Origin of the sequence: Lentilactobacillus senioris (assembly GCF_026798195.1) — a bacterium.
In the GTDB taxonomy this organism is placed as follows: Bacteria; Bacillota; Bacilli; order Lactobacillales; family Lactobacillaceae; genus Lentilactobacillus; species Lentilactobacillus senioris_A.
Genome location: NZ_JAPQEZ010000003.1, coordinates 208111 through 227609, shown reverse-complemented (window position 1 = coordinate 227609; position 19499 = coordinate 208111). Strand labels below are relative to the sequence as shown.

The 19499-nt window shown below is 37.4% G+C and carries 20 protein-coding genes and 1 other annotated feature; of the genes, 17 read left to right on the top strand and 3 right to left on the bottom strand.

What is annotated here, in order from left to right:
* Positions 1–13: 13 nt before the first annotated feature.
* Positions 14–706 (top strand): response regulator transcription factor, encoded by a 693-nt coding sequence (locus OXT66_RS05185; protein WP_268596335.1) that lies wholly within the window; start codon positions 14–16, stop codon positions 704–706.
* Entirely contained in the window at positions 703–2166 is a 1464-nt protein-coding gene (locus OXT66_RS05180; RefSeq protein WP_268596334.1) for a HAMP domain-containing sensor histidine kinase, read from the top strand. The genes OXT66_RS05185 and OXT66_RS05180 overlap by 4 nt, the downstream gene beginning before the upstream one ends.
* Before the next feature lie 38 nt (positions 2167–2204).
* On the opposite strand, the gene yidC is transcribed toward OXT66_RS05180, so the two are convergent.
* Complete coding sequence (gene yidC, locus OXT66_RS05175; protein WP_268596333.1) at positions 2205–3116, bottom strand: membrane protein insertase YidC; 912 nt, start codon at positions 3114–3116, stop codon at positions 2205–2207.
* A gap of 88 nt (positions 3117–3204) precedes the next feature.
* Positions 3205–3483, bottom strand: a complete 279-nt coding sequence (locus OXT66_RS05170) for an acylphosphatase (RefSeq protein WP_268596332.1) — start codon at positions 3481–3483, stop codon at positions 3205–3207.
* A gap of 46 nt (positions 3484–3529) precedes the next feature.
* Between OXT66_RS05170 and OXT66_RS05165 the strand changes: the two genes are divergently transcribed.
* The 9 genes from OXT66_RS05165 to OXT66_RS05125 all read left to right on the top strand — a co-directional run bounded on the left by OXT66_RS05165 (position 3530) and on the right by OXT66_RS05125 (position 11769).
* The gene (locus OXT66_RS05165) at positions 3530–4309 is read left to right on the top strand and encodes a TrmH family RNA methyltransferase (RefSeq protein WP_268596331.1); all 780 of its coding nucleotides are present in this window, start codon (positions 3530–3532) and stop codon (positions 4307–4309) included.
* A gap of 68 nt (positions 4310–4377) precedes the next feature.
* A complete protein-coding gene (locus tag OXT66_RS05160; RefSeq protein ID WP_268596330.1) occupies positions 4378–4866 on the top strand; it encodes an HD domain-containing protein in 489 nt (162 codons plus the stop codon).
* Positions 4867–4889: 23 nt separating this feature from the next.
* A complete protein-coding gene (locus OXT66_RS05155) occupies positions 4890–5237 on the top strand; it encodes a winged helix-turn-helix transcriptional regulator (RefSeq protein ID WP_268596329.1) in 348 nt (115 codons plus the stop codon).
* Between the two features lie 42 nt (positions 5238–5279).
* Positions 5280–5499: a binding site (T-box leader), on the top strand.
* Between the two features lie 48 nt (positions 5500–5547).
* The gene (gene pheS, locus OXT66_RS05150) at positions 5548–6594 is read left to right on the top strand and encodes a phenylalanine--tRNA ligase subunit alpha (protein WP_268596328.1); all 1047 of its coding nucleotides are present in this window, start codon (positions 5548–5550) and stop codon (positions 6592–6594) included.
* A 9-nt stretch (positions 6595–6603) separates the two neighbouring features.
* Positions 6604–9018, top strand: a complete 2415-nt coding sequence (gene pheT / locus OXT66_RS05145) for a phenylalanine--tRNA ligase subunit beta (RefSeq protein ID WP_268596327.1) — start codon at positions 6604–6606, stop codon at positions 9016–9018.
* A gap of 38 nt (positions 9019–9056) precedes the next feature.
* Positions 9057–10148, top strand: a complete 1092-nt coding sequence (gene mltG, locus OXT66_RS05140; RefSeq protein ID WP_268596326.1) for an endolytic transglycosylase MltG — start codon at positions 9057–9059, stop codon at positions 10146–10148.
* A 19-nt stretch (positions 10149–10167) separates the two neighbouring features.
* Positions 10168–10839 (top strand): uridine kinase, encoded by a 672-nt coding sequence (gene udk / locus OXT66_RS05135; protein WP_268596325.1) that lies wholly within the window; start codon positions 10168–10170, stop codon positions 10837–10839.
* An 18-nt stretch (positions 10840–10857) separates the two neighbouring features.
* Positions 10858–11334 (top strand): transcription elongation factor GreA, encoded by a 477-nt coding sequence (gene greA / locus OXT66_RS05130; RefSeq protein WP_268596324.1) that lies wholly within the window; start codon positions 10858–10860, stop codon positions 11332–11334.
* Positions 11335–11460: 126 nt separating this feature from the next.
* Positions 11461–11769 carry a HesB/YadR/YfhF family protein gene (locus OXT66_RS05125; protein ID WP_268596323.1) on the top strand — a complete coding sequence of 103 codons (309 nt, stop codon included), beginning with the start codon at positions 11461–11463 and terminating at the stop codon, positions 11767–11769.
* 134 nt (positions 11770–11903) lie between these two features.
* On the opposite strand, the gene OXT66_RS05120 is transcribed toward OXT66_RS05125, so the two are convergent.
* A complete protein-coding gene (locus OXT66_RS05120; protein WP_268596322.1) occupies positions 11904–14531 on the bottom strand; it encodes a YfhO family protein in 2628 nt (875 codons plus the stop codon).
* Positions 14532–14656: 125 nt separating this feature from the next.
* Between OXT66_RS05120 and OXT66_RS05115 the strand changes: the two genes are divergently transcribed.
* The 6 genes from OXT66_RS05115 (at position 14657) to OXT66_RS05090 (ending at position 19479) form a co-directional block, all read left to right on the top strand.
* Positions 14657–16711 carry a peptidoglycan D,D-transpeptidase FtsI family protein gene (locus OXT66_RS05115; protein WP_268596320.1) on the top strand — a complete coding sequence of 685 codons (2055 nt, stop codon included), beginning with the start codon at positions 14657–14659 and terminating at the stop codon, positions 16709–16711.
* A 119-nt stretch (positions 16712–16830) separates the two neighbouring features.
* Entirely contained in the window at positions 16831–16980 is a 150-nt protein-coding gene (gene rpmG / locus OXT66_RS05110) for a 50S ribosomal protein L33 (protein ID WP_082620588.1), read from the top strand.
* A 50-nt stretch (positions 16981–17030) separates the two neighbouring features.
* On the top strand, positions 17031–17600 hold the full coding sequence (locus OXT66_RS05105) for a 5-formyltetrahydrofolate cyclo-ligase (protein WP_268596318.1): 570 nt from the start codon (positions 17031–17033) through the stop codon (positions 17598–17600).
* Between the two features lie 37 nt (positions 17601–17637).
* Positions 17638–18249, top strand: a complete 612-nt coding sequence (locus OXT66_RS05100) for a rhomboid family intramembrane serine protease (RefSeq protein ID WP_327059000.1) — start codon at positions 17638–17640, stop codon at positions 18247–18249.
* Positions 18250–18289: 40 nt separating this feature from the next.
* Positions 18290–18505: a YqgQ family protein gene (locus OXT66_RS05095; protein ID WP_054669828.1), complete on the top strand. Its 216-nt coding sequence runs from the start codon at positions 18290–18292 to the stop codon at positions 18503–18505.
* 59 nt (positions 18506–18564) lie between these two features.
* Positions 18565–19479, top strand: a complete 915-nt coding sequence (locus tag OXT66_RS05090; protein ID WP_419146379.1) for an ROK family glucokinase — start codon at positions 18565–18567, stop codon at positions 19477–19479.
* Positions 19480–19499: the final 20 nt, after the last annotated feature.

Here is a 19499-nt window from a genome sequence, read left to right as displayed (position 1 = left end):
GGAGTAACATTAAATGAGTCGAATTTTAATCATTGAAGATGAAAAAAACCTAGCCCGGTTCGTGGAACTAGAGCTAAAACATGAGGGCTATGAGATTCAAGTAGCGATAGATGGCAGAACGGGACTGCAAACAGCCCTTGACGAAAATTTTGATGTCATTTTATTAGATTTAATGCTGCCAGAATTAAATGGTTTAGAGGTGGCTAGACGGTTACGAGAAAAGAAAAATACCCCCATTATAATGATGACCGCACGTGATTCGGTGATTGATCGGGTATCCGGGTTTGATCATGGGGCAGACGATTATATCGTGAAACCATTCGCTATTGAAGAACTACTAGCTAGAATTAGAGCGTTACTGCGCCGAATTGAGATTGAAAAACAACAGCCAGCAGTTAGTGAACAACAAGACAAGATGCAATTTAAAGATCTTACTATTGAAAAAAATGGGCGTATCGTTAGACGGGATAACGAAGTAATTAACTTGACTAAACGAGAATACGAATTACTCTTAATTCTAATGGAAAACGTTGATACAGTACTATCTCGTGATTTCTTATTAACCCAAGTGTGGGGACACGATACTGATAGTGAAACTAATGTGGTGGATGTTTACATTCGCTACTTAAGAAATAAAATTGATAAAGCAGATCAACCTAGTTATATTCAAACTGTACGAGGGACGGGATATGTGATGCGTTCATGAAAACGTTTTGGAAAAAAATTATTAATCACGAAGCCTCGTTAAAACAAAAATGGGCGTTAGCGACTGGTGTGGGTGTACTAGTAATTGTTTCGTTGTTTACGGTGTTATTATTTTACCGTTTTTCTGGAGTCCTGTTACAGCAAGAGCGTACACAAGTAGGGAATACTTTAACAGCGGTAACTACCAGAATAAATACTAATAATCAATTAACTAGTGATTCTGTCGAAGGAGCATTGGCTTTTCAAGACCAACGACCTAACCAACAAAAAAATTGGTATACTGACTCTTTAGCTACTAATTTGGTTCGTCATGATGTTACTCTAGAAGTATATAACGCCAATTCCAAACGGTTATTTACTTCTAGAAAAAATAACGTAGTAAAGTTTAATCCCGTAAAACAACAAAAAGTAACCACCATCAAGAACGGCAATCAATCCATTCTAGTTGGGCGTCAACCATTGATTAATCGAACTGGTCAAATAGTGGGCTACGTTCAAGTAATTGATAAATTAGATAGCTACCACAACACTGTTCGCCAGGTGGCTTCCTTAACGGCAGTTTTAATTATTTTAGCAGTCTTAATTGCGGCTTTATTCGGTTATATCCTAACCGCTTGGTTACTAAGACCCATTAATGAAATTAGAAATACCATGAATGAAATTAAAAAAACTCCAGATGCAGACATTCGAGTACCTAGTATTAAATCTCATGATGAATTAGCTGCTTTAGGAAATTTATTTAATGATATGTTGGATCAAATGCAACGTTACATCGATCAACAGCAACAATTTGTGGAAGATGTTTCCCATGAATTGCGAACGCCAGTAGCAGTAATTCAGGGACACATGGAAATGCTATTGCGGTGGGGAAAAGACGACCCAGAAATTTTAACAGAGTCCCTAACGGCCTCGCTTCAAGAAACTAAACGAATGCAAAGCTTGGTAGCTGAAATGTTAGATTTGTCTAGAGCAGAACAAATAGAGGTTAACTACGGTGAAGAAGTGACTGATGTGTCTGAACTAGTCAACCAAGTTTATAACGATTTCAAAATGATTCATCCCGATTTCGTAATTACTTTGGACAATGATGTCAATAGCGATTTATTTGTTAAAATCTATCGTAATCATTTGGAACAAGTGCTAATTATTTTACTAGATAACGCAGTTAAGTATTCAGAAACTAGAAAAGAAATTCACGTGTCACTATCCAAAACACAAACAATGGTTAATATTGCTGTGCAAGACTTTGGGGAAGGAATTGCCGCTGATGACTTACAAAAGGTATTTGATCGCTTTTACCGAGTAGACAAAGCTCGCAGTCGAAATAAAGGTGGTAATGGTCTTGGACTTTCGATTGCTGCTCGCTTAATTGATGCCTATCACGGTAAAATTTCGATTGAAAGTTCACCCGGTTATGGTTCTATTTTCCAAATAGAATTACCAATTGATCAACAACATTAAAAAAAGCTTTGATTGCCAAGTGACAATCAAAGCTTTTTTTATTTATCTCTGTGCTGTTTACCAGCATTGCGATTACGATTATTTTTTTTAGGGGTGGCAGGAAGACTATGATCTTCTTGTTCTTCACTTACGGGGGTGGAAATATCATCAACTACGACTTGTTTGATTTCACCCATTTCTTTTTCTACATCGCGTCTGATTTTTGGTCGATATAGATTAATAATCAGAGTTTGGACGCAGGCGAACAAACCACCAATAAAGAAGTAAAGGCCTAAACCAGCGGGAGCTGACATGGTAAAGAATAAAATCATGATGGGAGATAATAGCATCATAGATGCCATCTGCTTCTTTTGAGAGGCTGGGGTCCCCAACATGGATAGGTATCCCTGTAATAAGTAGGCCAAAAACGACAACACGGCTAATACCCAACTGGTTTCACCTAAGCGAATGCCCATAAAAACGGTATGGGATAATTCTGGTGAATAACGAATTGCAGCATATAAAGCAGCAAAGATTGGCATTTGAATTATTAGGGGTAAACAACCAATCCCCCCAGTCATAGAAATACCGTTATCCCGGTACAGTTTCATCATTTGTTGGCTAGCAGCCGCTTGTTCTTCTTGGGTTTTAGCTGCTTTTTGGCGTTTAGTGATGATATCCATTTGGGGTCTAACTAACTGCATCTTTTCTTGTTGGATGGTGGACTTTTTCATTTGACTAACCATCATTGGTAGTAAAATCATTCTGACAATCACCGTTAAAACGATAATGGCCCAACCATAACTACCAACGTACTGCGTTAACCATTCCATCACGTGTTGAGCTGGTTTGGCTAAATAATCATATACAAAACCGTAAGGGTGACCGTTTTTAGTTCGAACACAGCCACTTAATACTAATGCGAGGCCTCCCAATAATGACAGGGTTGCACCTCGTTTGAATTTTTTCATCTAATCTGCCTTTCTCTATCCGATATATAGTAAACAAAAATATCTTACTTTAAATTTAGCTTTATTTCAATTTAAACTAAGAACTTAGTTAATATTTAACGTTAAAACCATCAAAAGTATGGTAGGGTAAGTAATTGATAGTAAAATTAGTTACTTTACCGGCAGGGGCAGGAGATTTTTTAACAATTGCACTAAACTGATCTAACTGTTCGACTGGTCCAGTTGCCGTAATTTGAACCGAACCATCTGGTAAATTTTGGACCCAACCGGTCAGCGCCAATTTTCTGGCGGCCTTGATGGTGTAATAACGAAAGCCCACTCCTTGGACGATACCGGTAACGTTAATTGAAATTGTTTTTAAATCCATTAATAACACCTCATTATTATATTTTTTCAGATATAGGAGCTTAACTATGCAAAATGTTGAACGTATTACGTCAAATCAAAATTCCCACGTTAAACGGTGGAGCAAACTACAAACTAAAAAAGGGCGCAAAGAAAGTGGTACCTACCTATTAGAAGGATGGCACTTAGTTTCTGAAGCCTTAAAAGCGGGGATTGACCTGGTTGAAATTATGGTAGTGGATCCTAACGATTGGAATCAATTAAAAAGCCTGCCAACAACAACTATGCGATATGAAATTACTGAAGAAGTAGCCAAACACATTTCATCCACGAAAACACCACAAGGGGTGTTTGCAACGACCTTAGTAAATAATAAATCCAGTAAGATTCCTAACAACTTACATGGTCAATGGTTACTATTAGATCAATTGCAAGATCCTGGTAACGTTGGAACGATTGTTAGAACAGCAGATGCAGCAGGTCTGACTGGAGTGGTTTTAGGTGACGGATCCGTAGACCTTTATAATCCCAAGGTAGTACGTTCTATGCAGGGCAGTCAATTTCATATTAAACTTTTAAGCGGCAATTTGTTGGAATGGTTAACTGAATTTAAGCACCAAGATATTCCTACGTACGGTACTGAATTAAATCCTCAAGCAGTAGCTTATGATCAAGTACCTACTGGCGAATCGTTCGGGTTAATTATGGGGAATGAAGGTAACGGCACTAGCGCAGAAATTTTAACTGCCACCACCCAAAATCTATATATCCCCATGAACGGGAAAGCGGAGTCATTGAACGTAGCAGTGGCTGCCGGAATTTTAATGTTTCAACTAACAAAAAAATAGTCAAATATGTTGCTATTCGGTTCAATTACTAGTATTATACTGGTAGAAAAAATGAGAAGGGGAATTGCATGTTAAATAATGAATGGAAAAACGATCCTGAATACGTTGCATTGGTTTCTGACTTATTAGCTGACCCTAGCGTTCAAAAACTAGGTGAGTACACTCAGCATCACAACTCTACTCGTTTAGAGCATTCAATTTCAGTATCATTTGACAGTTATAAAATTGCGAAAGCTCGGCACTTGGACTACAAAGCCACTGCCAGAGCAGGGCTATTACATGATATGTTTTATTATGACTGGCGTACTACTAAATTTGATTTAGGTTCTCACGCATTTATTCACCCTAGAGTGGCGTTGAGAAATGCAGAAAAGGTAACTAGTTTATCACCTAAAGAACGTGATATCATTTTAAAACATATGTGGGGCCTAACATCCGCTCGGCCTAAGTACCGAGAAAGTATGATTGTCTCACTAGTAGACGATTACGAAGCAGTTCGTGAATTCTTTACTCCGATTAGAAATAAGGTATCTGCCTTACTTAAAAGCGTTGGTTAATTTTTAGAAAGAGGGACCATGAAATGAAAGCTGACCCAACCATGGAACAATTAAACAATTATTATCTTTGTCCGAAATTTGAAAAAACTTTTTCATTTTTAGGCAAAAAATGGAACGGATTAATTATTGATGTCTTACTTCAAGAAGGCACTTTACGTTTTAGAGAAATTTCTCGTCAAGTAGAAAAATGTAGCGATCGAGTATTAGTTGATCGATTGCGCGAATTAGAAGAAGACGGGGTCGTAGAACGGTATTCCGTACCAGAATCATCATTTGTGGAATATTCATTAACTGAACAAGGCAAAGAATTGGCTCCCATTATGGCTGCCATTCATAGCTGGTCTGAAAAATGGTACCCAGCCGATTGTTAAATCGACTTGACCATTTTTTTATTATAGCTTATTATTTTGAGAGAAACTGCGATAATAACAAGTAGTAAACGAATTGCTGGAATCAGAGACCTTTTGGGCGGTGCGAAAAAGGCGAAGCGTCGTTGAATTCACTGTTGGAGCAGCAAAATGGGAATTAATTATTAACGAAAATTTTGCCGGTTGATCACCGTTACTGATTTTAAGTGTGTAGTTATTAATTTAACTGCAAATTAGGGTGGTACCGCGTGACTTCGTCCCTTTGTGGGGGCGGAGTTTTTTTGTGGGCTGCGTTGAAGAAAGGAAGAACAATATGTCATTAAAAGATGAGTTGACTAAGATTAAGGATCAAGGATTAACATCAATTGCAGATGCTGCTGATCTCCAAACCTTAAATGATATTCGGGTGAAATTACTCGGAAAAAAAGGACCAATCACTTCAGCTTTACGAGGAATTCGGGATTTATCAGTGGAAGAACGGCCAGTAGTTGGTAGTTATGCTAACGAAATTCGGGATGCTTTAACTGAAAAAATTGAACAACAAAAACAATATTTAGAAAATCTTGCTTTACAGGCCAAGCTAAGTAGTGAAACCATTGATGTGACTTTGCCTGGAACTCCGGTTCGTCAAGGCCAACCACACGTAATTCAACAGATTATTGACCAAGTGGTAGATTTATTCATTGGAATGGGTTATCAAGTTCTAACCGGTCCTGAAGTAGAAGAAGATAAGTATAACTTTGAAATGATGAACTTGCCCAAGGACCATCCCGCTAGAGATATGCAAGATACCTTCTACCTTTCAGATGATATTTTGATGCGAACTCAAACTTCGCCAATGCAAGCCCGGACTTTAGAAACGCATGATTTTAATGCTGGTCCGTTAAAAATGATTTCTCCAGGGATCGTTTACCGTCGGGATACTGATGATCCCACTCATTCTCATCAATTTCACCAAATTGAAGGTTTAGTGATTGACAAACACATCACAATGGCTGATTTAAAGGGTACGTTAGCAACCATGATCAATCATATCTTTGGGAGCAAATTTGACTTTAGATTGCGGCCTAGTTATTTCCCATTTACGGAACCTTCAGTTGAAGTAGACGTTACTTGTTTTAACTGTATGGGCAAAGGTTGCGATATTTGTAAACATACTGGCTGGATTGAAGTGTTAGGAGCCGGCATGGTTCATCCTAACGTTTTAAGAATGGCTAACGTTGATCCAGATGTTTATGGTGGTTTTGCCTTTGGGATTGGCCCTGATCGGTTTGCAATGTTGAAATACGGTGTCGATGACATTCGTGATTTTTATTTAGACGATGTACGCTTCCTAACACAATTTGACCGAAAGGGGTAAAAAAGACAGATGAAAATTTCTTACAAATGGCTTCAAGAATACTTGGACCTTGATTTACCAGCTAAAGAAGTAGCTGAAAAAATTGAACGGTCTGCTGTTGAAGTAGATTCAGTTACCGTTCCCATGGATGGATTAAAGAAAATTGTAGTGGGTGAAGTTATCTCCTTAGAAGATCATCCAGATTCTGATCATTTACATGTGTGTCAAGTAGATGTGGGTGAGGCTGAAAACCTTCAAATTGTTTGTGGGGCCCCTAACGTCGCTGCCGGTAAAAAAGTTATTGTAGCTTTACCAGGTTCTCGTGTAGCTGGTAACGTTAAAATTAAGAAATCAAAAATGCGCGGTATTGAATCTAGTGGGATGCTATGCTCATTAGAAGAATTAGGTATGGCTAAGGACGTTGTACCTAAGGAATGGGCTGATGGTATTTACTTCCTTCCGGATGATGCGGTGTTGGGAGATCCAGTATATTCCTACCTAGGTATGGAAGATTCCTTGATTGATATTGACGTCACTCCTAATCGAGGAGATATGTTAAGCATTTTTGGAACTGTAAAGGACCTGGCTGCTATTTACGATCTTAAAGATCATTTTGAAGTTAAATCAGTGACCGAAGATGGTACTCAGGCTACCGACGAACAAATTACGGTTTTAGCTAATTCCGATTTAGCACCTACTTATAAAGTTCGTGTAATTAATAACGTGGCAGTTAAACCTAGTCCACTATGGCTACAAATTCGTTTATGGCAAGCGGGTATTCGTCCAATTAACAACGTGGTAGATGCTACTAACTACGTCCTTTGGAAATATGGTCAACCACTACATGCTTACGATTTAGCTAAAATAGCTGGTAATCATCTAGAAGTTCGAAAAGCTAAGGAAAACGAAACCATTCAAACTTTGGATGAAAAAGAATATGAATTAACTAGTACAGATACTATAATTGCGGATCAAAATGGTGCAGTTGGAATTGCTGGGGTGATGGGTGGCTTAAATAGTGAAGTTACTGATCAAACCACTGATATTGTTTTGGAAGCCGCTGTGTTTGATCCAATTAGTACTAGAAAGACCGCCCGGCACCATGTAATTCACACAGAAGCTGCTCAACGGTTCGAACGCGGCATTAACGTTGCTGGCGTTCAACGCGCTTTAGATGAAGCCGCAGCTTGGATTCAAGAATTAGCTACTGGTAGTGTTGCCAAAGGTACTCTTAATGCCACAGAACTCCAAACTACTCCGCCAACTATTTCCATTACTGTTAACCGAGTTAACCAAGTATTAGGAACTGACTTAACAGAAGCTGAGATCATTGCTATTTTTGATCGGTTAGGATTTGAAACTCAGGTTAACAATGAAGCCATTGCGGTAACCGTTCCGCTTCGACGCTGGGATATTTTTGAAGCCGCTGATTTGTATGAAGAAATTGCTAGAATTTACGGCTACGATGAACTGCCAACTACCTTACCGGTTGCTCAAGAAACCGTTGGTAGTTTAACAGAAGCACAAAAAATTACGCGAGCTAGTCGCCATGCGTTAGAAGGACTAGGATTAACGCAAGCTATTTCTTATTCTTTAACTACTGCTGACAAAGCAAAGATGTTCTTGATGCAGCCTAGCGAATTAACCAAGTTAAACTGGCCGATGACTCAAGACCACTCAGTTTTAAGAATGAGCTTGATCAGTGGTTTGTTAGATGATGTGGCTTATAATAATGCTCATCACGTTAAAAACGTAGCTTTATATGAACAAGGTAGGGTCTTTTACAAAACTGATGTTGATCAAGTTCGCCCAGTCGAAGTTGAACATTTAGCCGGAGTAATTTCTGGTGAATTTGATTCTGCTAGTTGGAACCAAGCAGCTCAACCAGCTGATTTCTATCAACTAAAGGGTATTGTGAACCAATTATTAACTAATCTTAGTGTTGTTGGACCAGTAGAATACGTTGCTACTAACGAATTCCCTGAAATGCACCCAGGTAAAACCGCTAAAATCTTAGTTCATGAACACGAAGTTGGTTTTATCGGTGAAATTCATCCTTCAGTGGCTAAGCAATATAAGATTGGGACTACTTACGCATTTGAACTCAACTTACAAGAATTGATTGATATGCCAAAACAAGATAGCAAATACGAACCAGTTGCTAAATATCCAGCCATCAAACGAGACATTGCGATTGAAGTGGCTAAAGACGTTACTAACAGCCAGATAATGGCTATTATTAATAAGCGTGGTGGGCAATATCTTAAGGCAGTTAATTTGTTTGACGTTTATGCGGGCGCTAAAGTAGCTGCTGGACGTAAATCAATGGCTTACTCATTGACCTACGTTAATCCTAAGGACACTTTGAAAGATGAAGAAGTCAACACTGCTTTTGATAAAATTAAAAAACACTTAACTGAAGAATTAAACGCCTCGATTCGGTAGGCTCACGTTGTATAATCAATCACAAGGAGGAACTACTGATGAGAAGTGAAAAAAAGCCTAGTTTAGGTAAAAAGATAATTATTTGGGTGATTGGTATTTTAGTTGCTTTGGCTTTAGTGGTGGGCTTTTTAGGTTACCGTTATTTCCAAAAATCATTGAAGCCTTTAAATCCAAAAGACAATACGGTTACTCAAATCCACATTCCTTTGGGGGCTTCGAACAAGCAAATTGGTTCGATTTTACAAAATAAAGGAATTGTACGTAGTGGTATGGTCTTTGATTACTATGTTAAGTCTAGCAACATGAGTAATTTTAGGGCTGGTTACTATCAATTAAAACCTTCTATGAGTCTTAAGACGATTGCTAAAGACCTACAAAAGGGTGGTAGTGATGAACCAATTCAAAGTAGTACGGGTAAATTATTGGTACGTGAGGGTGCTAACGTAGACCAAATTGCTCAACAAATTGAAGATACCACTGATTTTTCTGCAAGTGATTTCAAGAAACTAGTTAATAACAGAACTTTCGTTAAGAAATTAGCTACTAGATACCCACACTTATTGAATTCAGCGCTCAAAGCTAAAGGAGTACGGTATTTATTAGAAGGTTATTTGTATCCTGCAACGTATGAAGTTAAAAAGAATACTTCATTACAAGAACTAGTTGACCAAATGGTGGCTCAAACTAATTTTGTCTTGAAACCTTATTATAATAAGATTAAAAAGAGCAAAATGACTGTTCAAGAAGTTCTAACCTTAGCTTCGTTAATTGAACGAGAAGGTGCTGATCAAAAAGAACGGCAAAGAATGGCTGGTGTGTTCTTAAATCGAATTGATATTTCAATGCCAATTCAATCAGATATTTCGGTTCTTTACGCTATTCACAAGAATAGTAAAACGTTAACGGCTAAAGACTTGAAGGTCGACTCACCATATAACTTGTACGTTAATGCTGGTTTTGGACCAGGACCATTTGATAGCCCATCGATTAGCGCCATTAAAGCGGTACTTAATCCAATTGATCGCAAGAAGGATTACTTGTACTTTGTAGCTAATACCAAAACTCAAAAAATCTATTATGCTAAAACGTATGAACAACACCAAGCAAATGTTGCTAAATACATGGAATAAATTAAGAAGGGAAATATTAATGACCGATAAACGACGACCAGTAGTAATTGGGGTAACTGGTGGATCCGGTAGTGGAAAAACCACCGTTAGTCGTACAATTTTTGATCAATTATCCAATTACTCCTTGACGATCTTACAACAAGACTCGTATTATAACGATCAAGCGGACATGACTATGGAACAACGGGCAGCTGTTAACTATGATCATCCGCTGGCGTTTGATACGGACCTTTTAATTGAACAATTACAACAATTATTAAATTACCAAGCAATTGAAAAACCAGTTTATGATTATAATTTACTTACTAGAAGTTCTGAGACTATTCGGCAAGAACCTCGAGAAGTAATTATTTTAGAGGGAATTTTAATTTTAGATGATCAACGCTTACGGGACCTGATGGACATTAAAGTCTTTGTTGATACTGATGATGATATCCGTTTGATTCGGCGAATTCAACGAGATACCAAGGAACGGGGGCGTTCACTGGATAGCGTGATCACTCAATATCTATCAACTGTTAAGCCGATGTACCATCAATTTGTGGAGCCTTCCAAACGGTATGCTGATATTATCGTTCCAGAAGGCGGGCAAAATCAGGTGGCCATTGATCTATTAACTACTAAAATTCGTTCCATCTTAAGTAAACGCGGCAATACTCAAGTCGAAAATAACGTCGATTCTACCATTTAATAAAAAGAGGGAAAAAACATGGCTGAACAACAATCATATCCAATGACCGCTGAAGGGCGCGTCAAATTAGAAGAAGAATTAGAAGATTTAAAAATTAACCAACGACCTAAAGTAGTTGAAAGAATTAAAATTGCTCGAAGCTACGGAGATTTATCAGAAAACTCTGAATATGAATCTGCTAAGGACGAACAAAGTATGCTAGAAAGTCGAATTCAAACGATTGAACATATGCTTCAATATGCTGAAATTATTGATTCTAATTCTAGTGATAAAGACGAAGTAACCCTTGGTAAAATGGTTACTTTTCAGGAGTTACCGGATGAAGAACCAGAAACTTATCAAATTGTGGGGGCTGCAGAAGCAGATCCAATGGCGGGCAAAATTTCTAATGAATCCCCAATTGCTAAGGGCTTAATTGGTCACCGAATCAACGAAGAAGTGGCTATCGATACTCCAGCTGGTTCAATGAAGGTTAAAATTACAGAAGTTAAATAAAAACAGATAGCTAATTAGTTTACGAAATTGACTAATTAGCTATTTTTTTACAATTAAAACTTTGTGAAAAAAAGCTATCAATGGTATAATGTAACCGAATTCATAATGAATTAAGAGGTGTTTTAAATGAAGATTACGGTATCTGATGCAGCTAGCAAGTGGTTTCAAGATGAAATGGGTTTAAAAAGCGGTAATGGGGTTCATTTTTACGGTAAAGTTTACGGTAAAACGCCAGTTCATAACGGTTTTTCTTTAGCTTTAGCTCGAGATGACGATCCAGGAGAAATGTACGCTAGCACCATTAAAGATGGCATTAACTTTTTTGTGGCAATGCCAGATGAATGGTTCTTTAAAGGATTAGATTTTGATATTGATTTTGATCCTGCTAAAGGGGAAAATTTAATCTACACTTATACGGAAAATGGCGAACTATAAATACAAAATTAATAAAAATGGTTATGACATAAATTGTTTGAAGCCATAAAAAATAGACTTTAACACGTGGAAATGTGTTAAAGTCTATTTTTCTTTATTTTGGACCACGAAGTCATTTCATGACTTGGAGATTTTTAAATAAGGGTTTGTTTTGGGCGTTTCTTAATTAAAATAATTACCAAAAGTAAAAGTGAACAGCAGGAAATAATTATGCCAGCAGTCAGCCCTTGTGGCCAATAGGTAATTTGAATCCGGTGGTGACCACGAGACAGAGGAACTTTAAGAAACATTTGTCCCCAGGTTTGGGTTTTAATTGGATGATCATCAACCTTGACATGCCAGCCCTTAGAAGCTGGAATGGTGGTTAGTAAGTCTTGCCGGTTTTTATTGATGGTAATGTTTCCTGTAACGTTGGTATTGGAAACATGGGTAAGTTTTAATGAACGAGTCTTAGTTTCTTTTAATGCTGTGTTTAAACGTTTGTTATTTAATTGATACAAATTAACATTTTGGAGCCAAGCGTTGTTCTTTTTAACCACAAATAAAACAGCTACGTTTTCATTTTTCTTTACGTTAGCTAAGTTAGCAATTACGGTATGTCGGTAATTGGAATATTGCTTTATTTTTTTACCGTTGACGTAAATCGCTACTTCTTTGCTAGAAACATCAGAGCCTAAGGTTAGGTAATAGGAATGGCCCTTTTTAGCTTTTAAAGTAAAGTTAAACGAAGCAGGATTCAATAATTGGCGTTTTCTCAATACAGAATTGGTTAATTTGTTAACCGGATAAAGATTTTGGTAATTTAAAGTAGGTAATTTAGTCGGGACAATTAAAGACTGAGATTGGTTGGTAATTTGAGTAAAGAGTTGGTTTTGAAATGCAATGGGCGAATTGGTAGTTTGATAATTAAAGTCAGTGGCATTAGCTAGAAATGCTATTGGGAGGGCATTTGAGTTTACATGAGTAGAAACGTATTGATCCTTATTCATTATCGGATAACTATTAAGGTCCGGTCGGGTGGTTTGAGTTTCTAGTGGTGAATTGGCCGGTTTGCCAGTTAATGGATTTTGAACAGCATTAGCACTCCAATAATATTTAATCCCCAATAAAGTATCACTAAAGGTGGTACCGTTAGTGTAAGCAATAAAAGAATCTCCATCGGGGGCACCTAAATTACCATAAAATTTGCTACTGGTACTTTCCAAGGTTGAGCTAAAAACAGAGGTACCATTATAGCTGCCAGTTAAAGCATCATTTTTAGTTCTCATAAACGTGCTAGCCACCCTGTAAAAGTTATTTGGTTTTTGTGGAAGCCTAGCAGCCTGTTGCTGAATAATTGAAGCTGGGACGGTATATTCATCTTTGGAGAGGTAGGCAAGGTTGTTCAAGGAGTTTACTAAGTTAAAGGCCATTTCGGCTCCAACTAAGAGTAGGAGCAGTCCCGGAAGATAATTAACTTGCCATAGTTTAAATTTCTGCACTAAAATTATTAAAGCTGCAGTTAAACTAAAATAGATAATTCCCCAGATATAATTAGTGAGAGTTAGGTACTCTAGTTTGGGTAACAGTATACCCACTACAAATATAGTTATAAAACTAATGATCAGTGCTTTTTTAAGAGCATTTAATGACAATTCATCACTTAAAACTGTAGTGAAAACTTTTGCAGCAGTTAAAACTAACCAAAATGAAAATATAAAAGCAAATCGATAAGTGTACCACACTGGCATTTGCATGGCGTGCCAAAATAAATCTAAGGGTTCAAACCACATTGATACAAATAAAATGAGGGTAATTAGTCCATGTGTTAGTCTGAGTTTGCGGTTGAACTGCTTGGAAAAATAAAAATAATTAAATAAAATTAGTACTAAACTAGCTACGAATATATTGGGCGTCCCACTGGGTAATTGTTTAAAATCTAGGGAGCCGGTAAAAAACTTGCCGAAAAATTTTAGTGGAAGATATTCAATTTTCCAATTTATTTTATTTTCTGAATAATTAATTTTGCTAGTTAGTAAAGAATAAAAAGTTGGTAGGGTAATAACTGCGGATATTCCACCAGCAACTAAAGAACTCCATAACCACCGCCATTGGTTTTGCCAAAACTGACGCCGACTATTACTGAAATTAATATTGATAAACCAGCTAGTTAAAACGGTAAAGATAGCGATCATGAAAGCAAGATAGTAATTAACGATTAACATAATGGCTAGCCAAGTAATGTAAGTACCAACGCGTTGCTGTAAAATAAGGCGTTGTAATCCTAAATAAATTAACGGCAAGATAATAACTGCGTCTAACCAAATAATGTTTAATTGATTAGCAATCACCCACCCCATCAATGAATACGAAATTGCAAAAACAGGGATATATGCAGTATTAACTTTGTTGGCTTTTAATAAATAGGCGAAGGTTAACCCAGATAAGCCGTATTTAAGTACCGTTAGAATTAATATGCCACTGGGCAACTGGCTGGTGGAACAAAATAATAAAATGAGATTTAACGGACTCATTAAATAATACGCCCAAGTACCCAGCATATCACCGCCAAGCCCTTTAGAAAAAGAGTATAAAAAACTGCTTGGGTCAGTTAACAACGTATGCTTAAAATAAGCGAAGAAGTCAATATATTGTTGACCAAGATCGACGGTTAAAATGGACGACTGACCAAACGGAGCCATCCCCCGGAAGGCAAAATAAATAGTAGTAATAATTATTGGTAGTAAAAAACTAATAATTAAGGGATGTTGTTTTAATTTCATGTTAACTTCCTTTCCAGTTAATTCATTATTTTAGGTTACCATAATATGTTTAAGATTAGTTATGGCAGCTAGTTTTTGCCCCTTAAATTTGATAGAATATTTATCATGGTAAGGAGTAATAAACTTTGAAAATATTTAAAAAGAAAAACGACCGTAATAAGAATAAAAAAGGTTCCACTCTACCTTTCCGACTGAACATTATTTTTGTGATTGTCGGAATTTTATTTGCCGCTTTATTAGCGCAGCTGGCGTATTTGCAAGTTATGTATGGGGCTCGCTTTAAAGCTGAAGTGAATAAATCAGATACTTCCACGATGACTGGTAATGTTCAACGGGGAATGATTTATGATTCAACCGGTAAAGTATTGGTGGGTAATTCAGCCCATCAAGCCATTACCTATACCAAGGGAGTTAATGAGTTATCTAGTGATATTTATAAGACAGCTAATACGCTGTCTAAATACGTAAAGGTATCACATAGCTCCTTAACTTCTCGGCAATTGGCAGATTATTATTTAGCAGATAATAACAACTTAAAAAAGATTATGGCTAAGATCCCTAATATTAGCAAGTATACTGCAACGGCTCAATATAATATGGCTTTAGATTATGTACAAAACAATAGTAAGCAACTTCACTTTACTAAAGCTATGAAGAATGCTGCGGTTATTTTTGCTAAAATGAGTAGTTCGTACCAACTATCAACTACCTACATCAAGGACTCCGGAGTTTCTCAACGAGAATTAGCTGAAGTAGGTGAACATTTAGCAGAAATGCCCGGAGTAAACGTGGGAACCAGCTGGACAAGAAGTTACCCAAGTGGTAAATCCATCCAAAATATTTCTGGAACGGTTTCTAACGAAAAGACGGGGTTGCCAAGTGATCGGGTTAATGAGTTATTAGCCGAAGGTTACTCACGAAATGATAGTGTTGGTCAAAGTTATTTGGAAAAACAATATCAATCCGTTCTAAGTGGAACCAAATCTCAAACTGAAGTAATTTTAAACAGTGATAATCAAATTACTAAGGAAATCAAAAAGTACGGTGGTCAAAAGGGAGACAACTTACAATTGACCATTAACGCTAAATTCCAAAAGGACCTACAAGCAGCAGTTAGATCAGCTGAAGAAGGAGCTGGTGGATATTCAACGGGGACTTATGCAGTAGTTATGAATCCTAAAAACGGAGCAATTATTGGGATGGCCGGAGTTGATAGAGATCCAGCGACTGCTAAAATCACCAATAACGTTTTAGGAACTATTAATAATTCGATCGTTATGGGTTCCGTTGTTAAAGGAGCCATGGTCTCTGGAGCTTTAATGGATGGGGTTATTACTCCAACTAACAGTGTTTTAACCGATATGCCAATTAACGTTGGTGGGGTAAAGAAAACTTCTTGGTTTAATAAAAACGGGGGACAAAACATTGCTGTGGATGCTGCCGGGGCATTAGAAGTTTCTTCTAACTCGTATATGATGCAATTAGCAATGAAGGAAGCTAAGTTTAACTATGTTTCTGGTGGTGGCCTCAATATGTCTACTAGTATCTTTAATAAAATGCGTGGCTACTTTGAACAATTTGGATTAGGAGTGAAGACTGGGATTGATATTCCGGGAGAAACTACGGGGATCGCTGGTCCAAGTACTAGATCCCATATTGGTAATGCTTTAGACCTTTCATTTGGGAACTACGATGCTTATACTATGATCCAAGTTGCTCAATATATGTCTACAATGGCTAATGGTGGCTATCGGATTCAACCGCATGTAGTGGAATCCATTCGGGGCACTAGCAACGATGGTAAGTTAGGGGCAGTGAAAACTACCGTGATGCCTAAAGTCTTAAATACTATTCCAATGACGCAAGCGGAAAAAGATTTGGTTAAGCGTGGCTTTTATCAGGTGGTTCATGGTAATAATGCTTATAAGACGGGTGGTAAATTGGCTTCTATTAGTCCAAGTGTTTCCGCTAAAACTGGGACGGCTCAAACGTTCTATAATGGCACCGAAACAGTTACTTTAAGTTTAGCTTCCTATGCGCCAACCGATGATCCGCAAGTGGTAGTTGCCTTAGCAATGCCTAACTTGGGAGTAGATGCCGAAAGCAATAATATGGAACTAGCTAAAAAAATCTATAGTGCTTATTGGAAGGATGTTCAGTCTTCATCTACTGTTAAGTAAAAATACTTAACATTTAATTGCTTTTTAACTAGTAATTTGAATTAATTAATGATAAACTATTTTAGGTTAGAGCTATCTAATTAGCTTCACTTTAATTAAAGGTTTGGAGGTATAACTCAATGCGAGTACACATTACTTTAGAATGTACTGAATGCCACGAACGTAATTATTTATCCAGCAAGAACCGTCGTAACAACCCTGATCGTTTGGAGCTTGATAAATATTGCCCACGTCAACGCAAAGTTACATTACATCGCGAAACAAAATAAGGCTTGGGTATTTTACCCAAACCTTTTTTTATTACAAAGGATGATGAATTGTGGTTAATAAAAAGGAATTAAGAAAAACTCAAGAAGACCAGTTAGCCGCATATTTTCAGACGACAAATGCGGTAACTGATTCTTTAAATTTATATCAACAATTACAATCTTTACCTGTTTTTCAAGAGGCTAACGTTATCGCAACCACACTGAATATGCCAGGAGAATTAGATACTTTGCCTATCATTAACATGGCTCGTTTATTAGGTAAACAGGTGGTGATTCCCAAAACATTGCCTAAACTTCAAATGGAATTTTATCAAATGGATGATGAATTAACGTTGGAAAAAACTAAATTTGGGGTGGTAGAGCCTAAAACCGGTACGGTAGTGCTTAAAAAACAAATTGATTTAATTGTGGTTCCGGGCTTAGCCTTTACACAAACTGGAATTAGGGTTGGATTTGGGGCTGGCTTTTACGACCGGTATTTGGCTGACTACCAAGGTAATACTGTATCATTAGCTTTACCACCACAGTATTTTAAACAACCACTCTGGCCAGTTGAAGAGTTTGATGTTAAAGTCGACCAAGTACTGACGCCAGGAGGAGTAGTTAGTGAAAACAATTAAAAATCAACCATTTGTTACGTATGGCTTGTTAGGTGTCATGATTATTGTGTTCATCATTATGACCATTAACGGAGGCACTACGGATTCTTATAATTTAGTTTTATTTGGAGCTAAATATAATCCACTAATACGGGCCGGAGAGTATTGGCGATTATTTACCCCGATGTTTATCCATATTGGGTTCACTCATATTTTAATGAACTCCATTACGTTATACTTCATTGGCCCCTGGGTAGAACGTTTCTTTGGTCATTGGCGTTACTTACTATTGTTTTTACTTTCGGGAGTAATGGGTAACTTAGCCAGTTTTGCATTTTCACCAAATATCTCTGCTGGTGCTAGTACGGCTATTTTTGGCCTTTTTGGCGCTTTTATGATGCTGGGTGAAAGTTTCTCTGAAAACCAGGCAATCCGTGCCTTAGCCCGCAATTTTTTACTATTTGTGGTGTTAAATATTGGTACTGACTTATTTGTTAGTGGAATTGATATCTATGGTCATTTAGGCGGTTTAGTTGGGGGCTTTTTATTAGGTTACGTTTTAGGAGTTCCTAATGCTAAAGTTAGTACAGCCAAACGAATTGTTGCTTCACTTACGGTGATTATAGTGGCATTTGCCATGTTTAGAATGGGTATGACCAGTCAATTTTAATTTTCAGAAACACGAGCATTTTTAGTGAGGATGTGAGATAATGAAAACGCTGTATGACGTTCAACAACTACTAAAGAAATTTAACATTTACGTATATGTTGGAAAACGAATTTGGGATATTGAAGTTATGGCGTTGGAGTTGGATCATCTCCATCAAGCCCAACTTATTACCCAAGATGAGTTTATTCAAGCGAAATTAGTTTTGACCCAACAGCACCGCATTGAAGAGCAAAAAAATAACGGGAGGGACCTTTAGTGCAAAAGTTAATCGGAATTGACTTAGGCGGTACCACTACTAAATTCGCATTTTTAGATATGGATGGCAATATTTTGTCACAATGGAGAATTCCCACTGATATCAGTGATGAAGGTTCTCACATTGTTCCTAATATTTCTAAGTCCATTTTGGATCGGATGGCTAAGGAAGATTTTACTGTTGATGATTTTGCTGGGATTGGAATGGGAACCCCAGGATCAGTCGACAATGATGCTGGAGAAGTAAACGAAGCGTTTAACTTGAATTGGAGAACTATTCAACCAGTCAGAGAACAAATTCAACAAGAGCTAGGATTACCATTTGTGATAGAAAACGATGCTAATTCTGCAGCTTTAGGTGAATTTTGGAAGGGCGCGGGTAGTGAAGCAGATAATGTTGTCTTTGTTACTTTAGGAACCGGCGTAGGTGGCGGAGTTATTGCCGATGGTCACTTAATCCACGGAGTTAATGGCGGTGGTGGTGAAATCGGTCATATTACCGTTAAGCCTAATGGTTTCTTGTGTACCTGTGGTAAGAGAGGTTGTTTAGAACGTTATGCTTCTGCAACTGGGGTAGTTAATGTTGCCTTAGACATGGCTAATCAATTTCATGGTAATTCTCAGTTGAAAGATCAAATTGACAATGGCCAAAGTATTTCTTCTAAAACTGTCTTTTTCTTAGCTGATCATGGTGATATATTAGCTAATCAAGTGGTTAACGAAGTATGTAAATATTTAGGATTGGCATTATCGCATGTTGGAAATACCCTTAATCCTGAAAATATTATTATCGGTGGTGGCGTTTCTAATGCCGGTAATACATTACTCCAATTAACTACTAAGTATTTCCAAGACAACGCCTTTCCAGCGGTTAGAGATTCAACTAAGATTAAATTAGCTCAGTTAGGAAATGATGCTGGAGTTATCGGTGCCGCATCATTAGCCCTACAATTTAAAAATTCAATGAACGCTTAATTTTTGACAAGGTGAGGAGA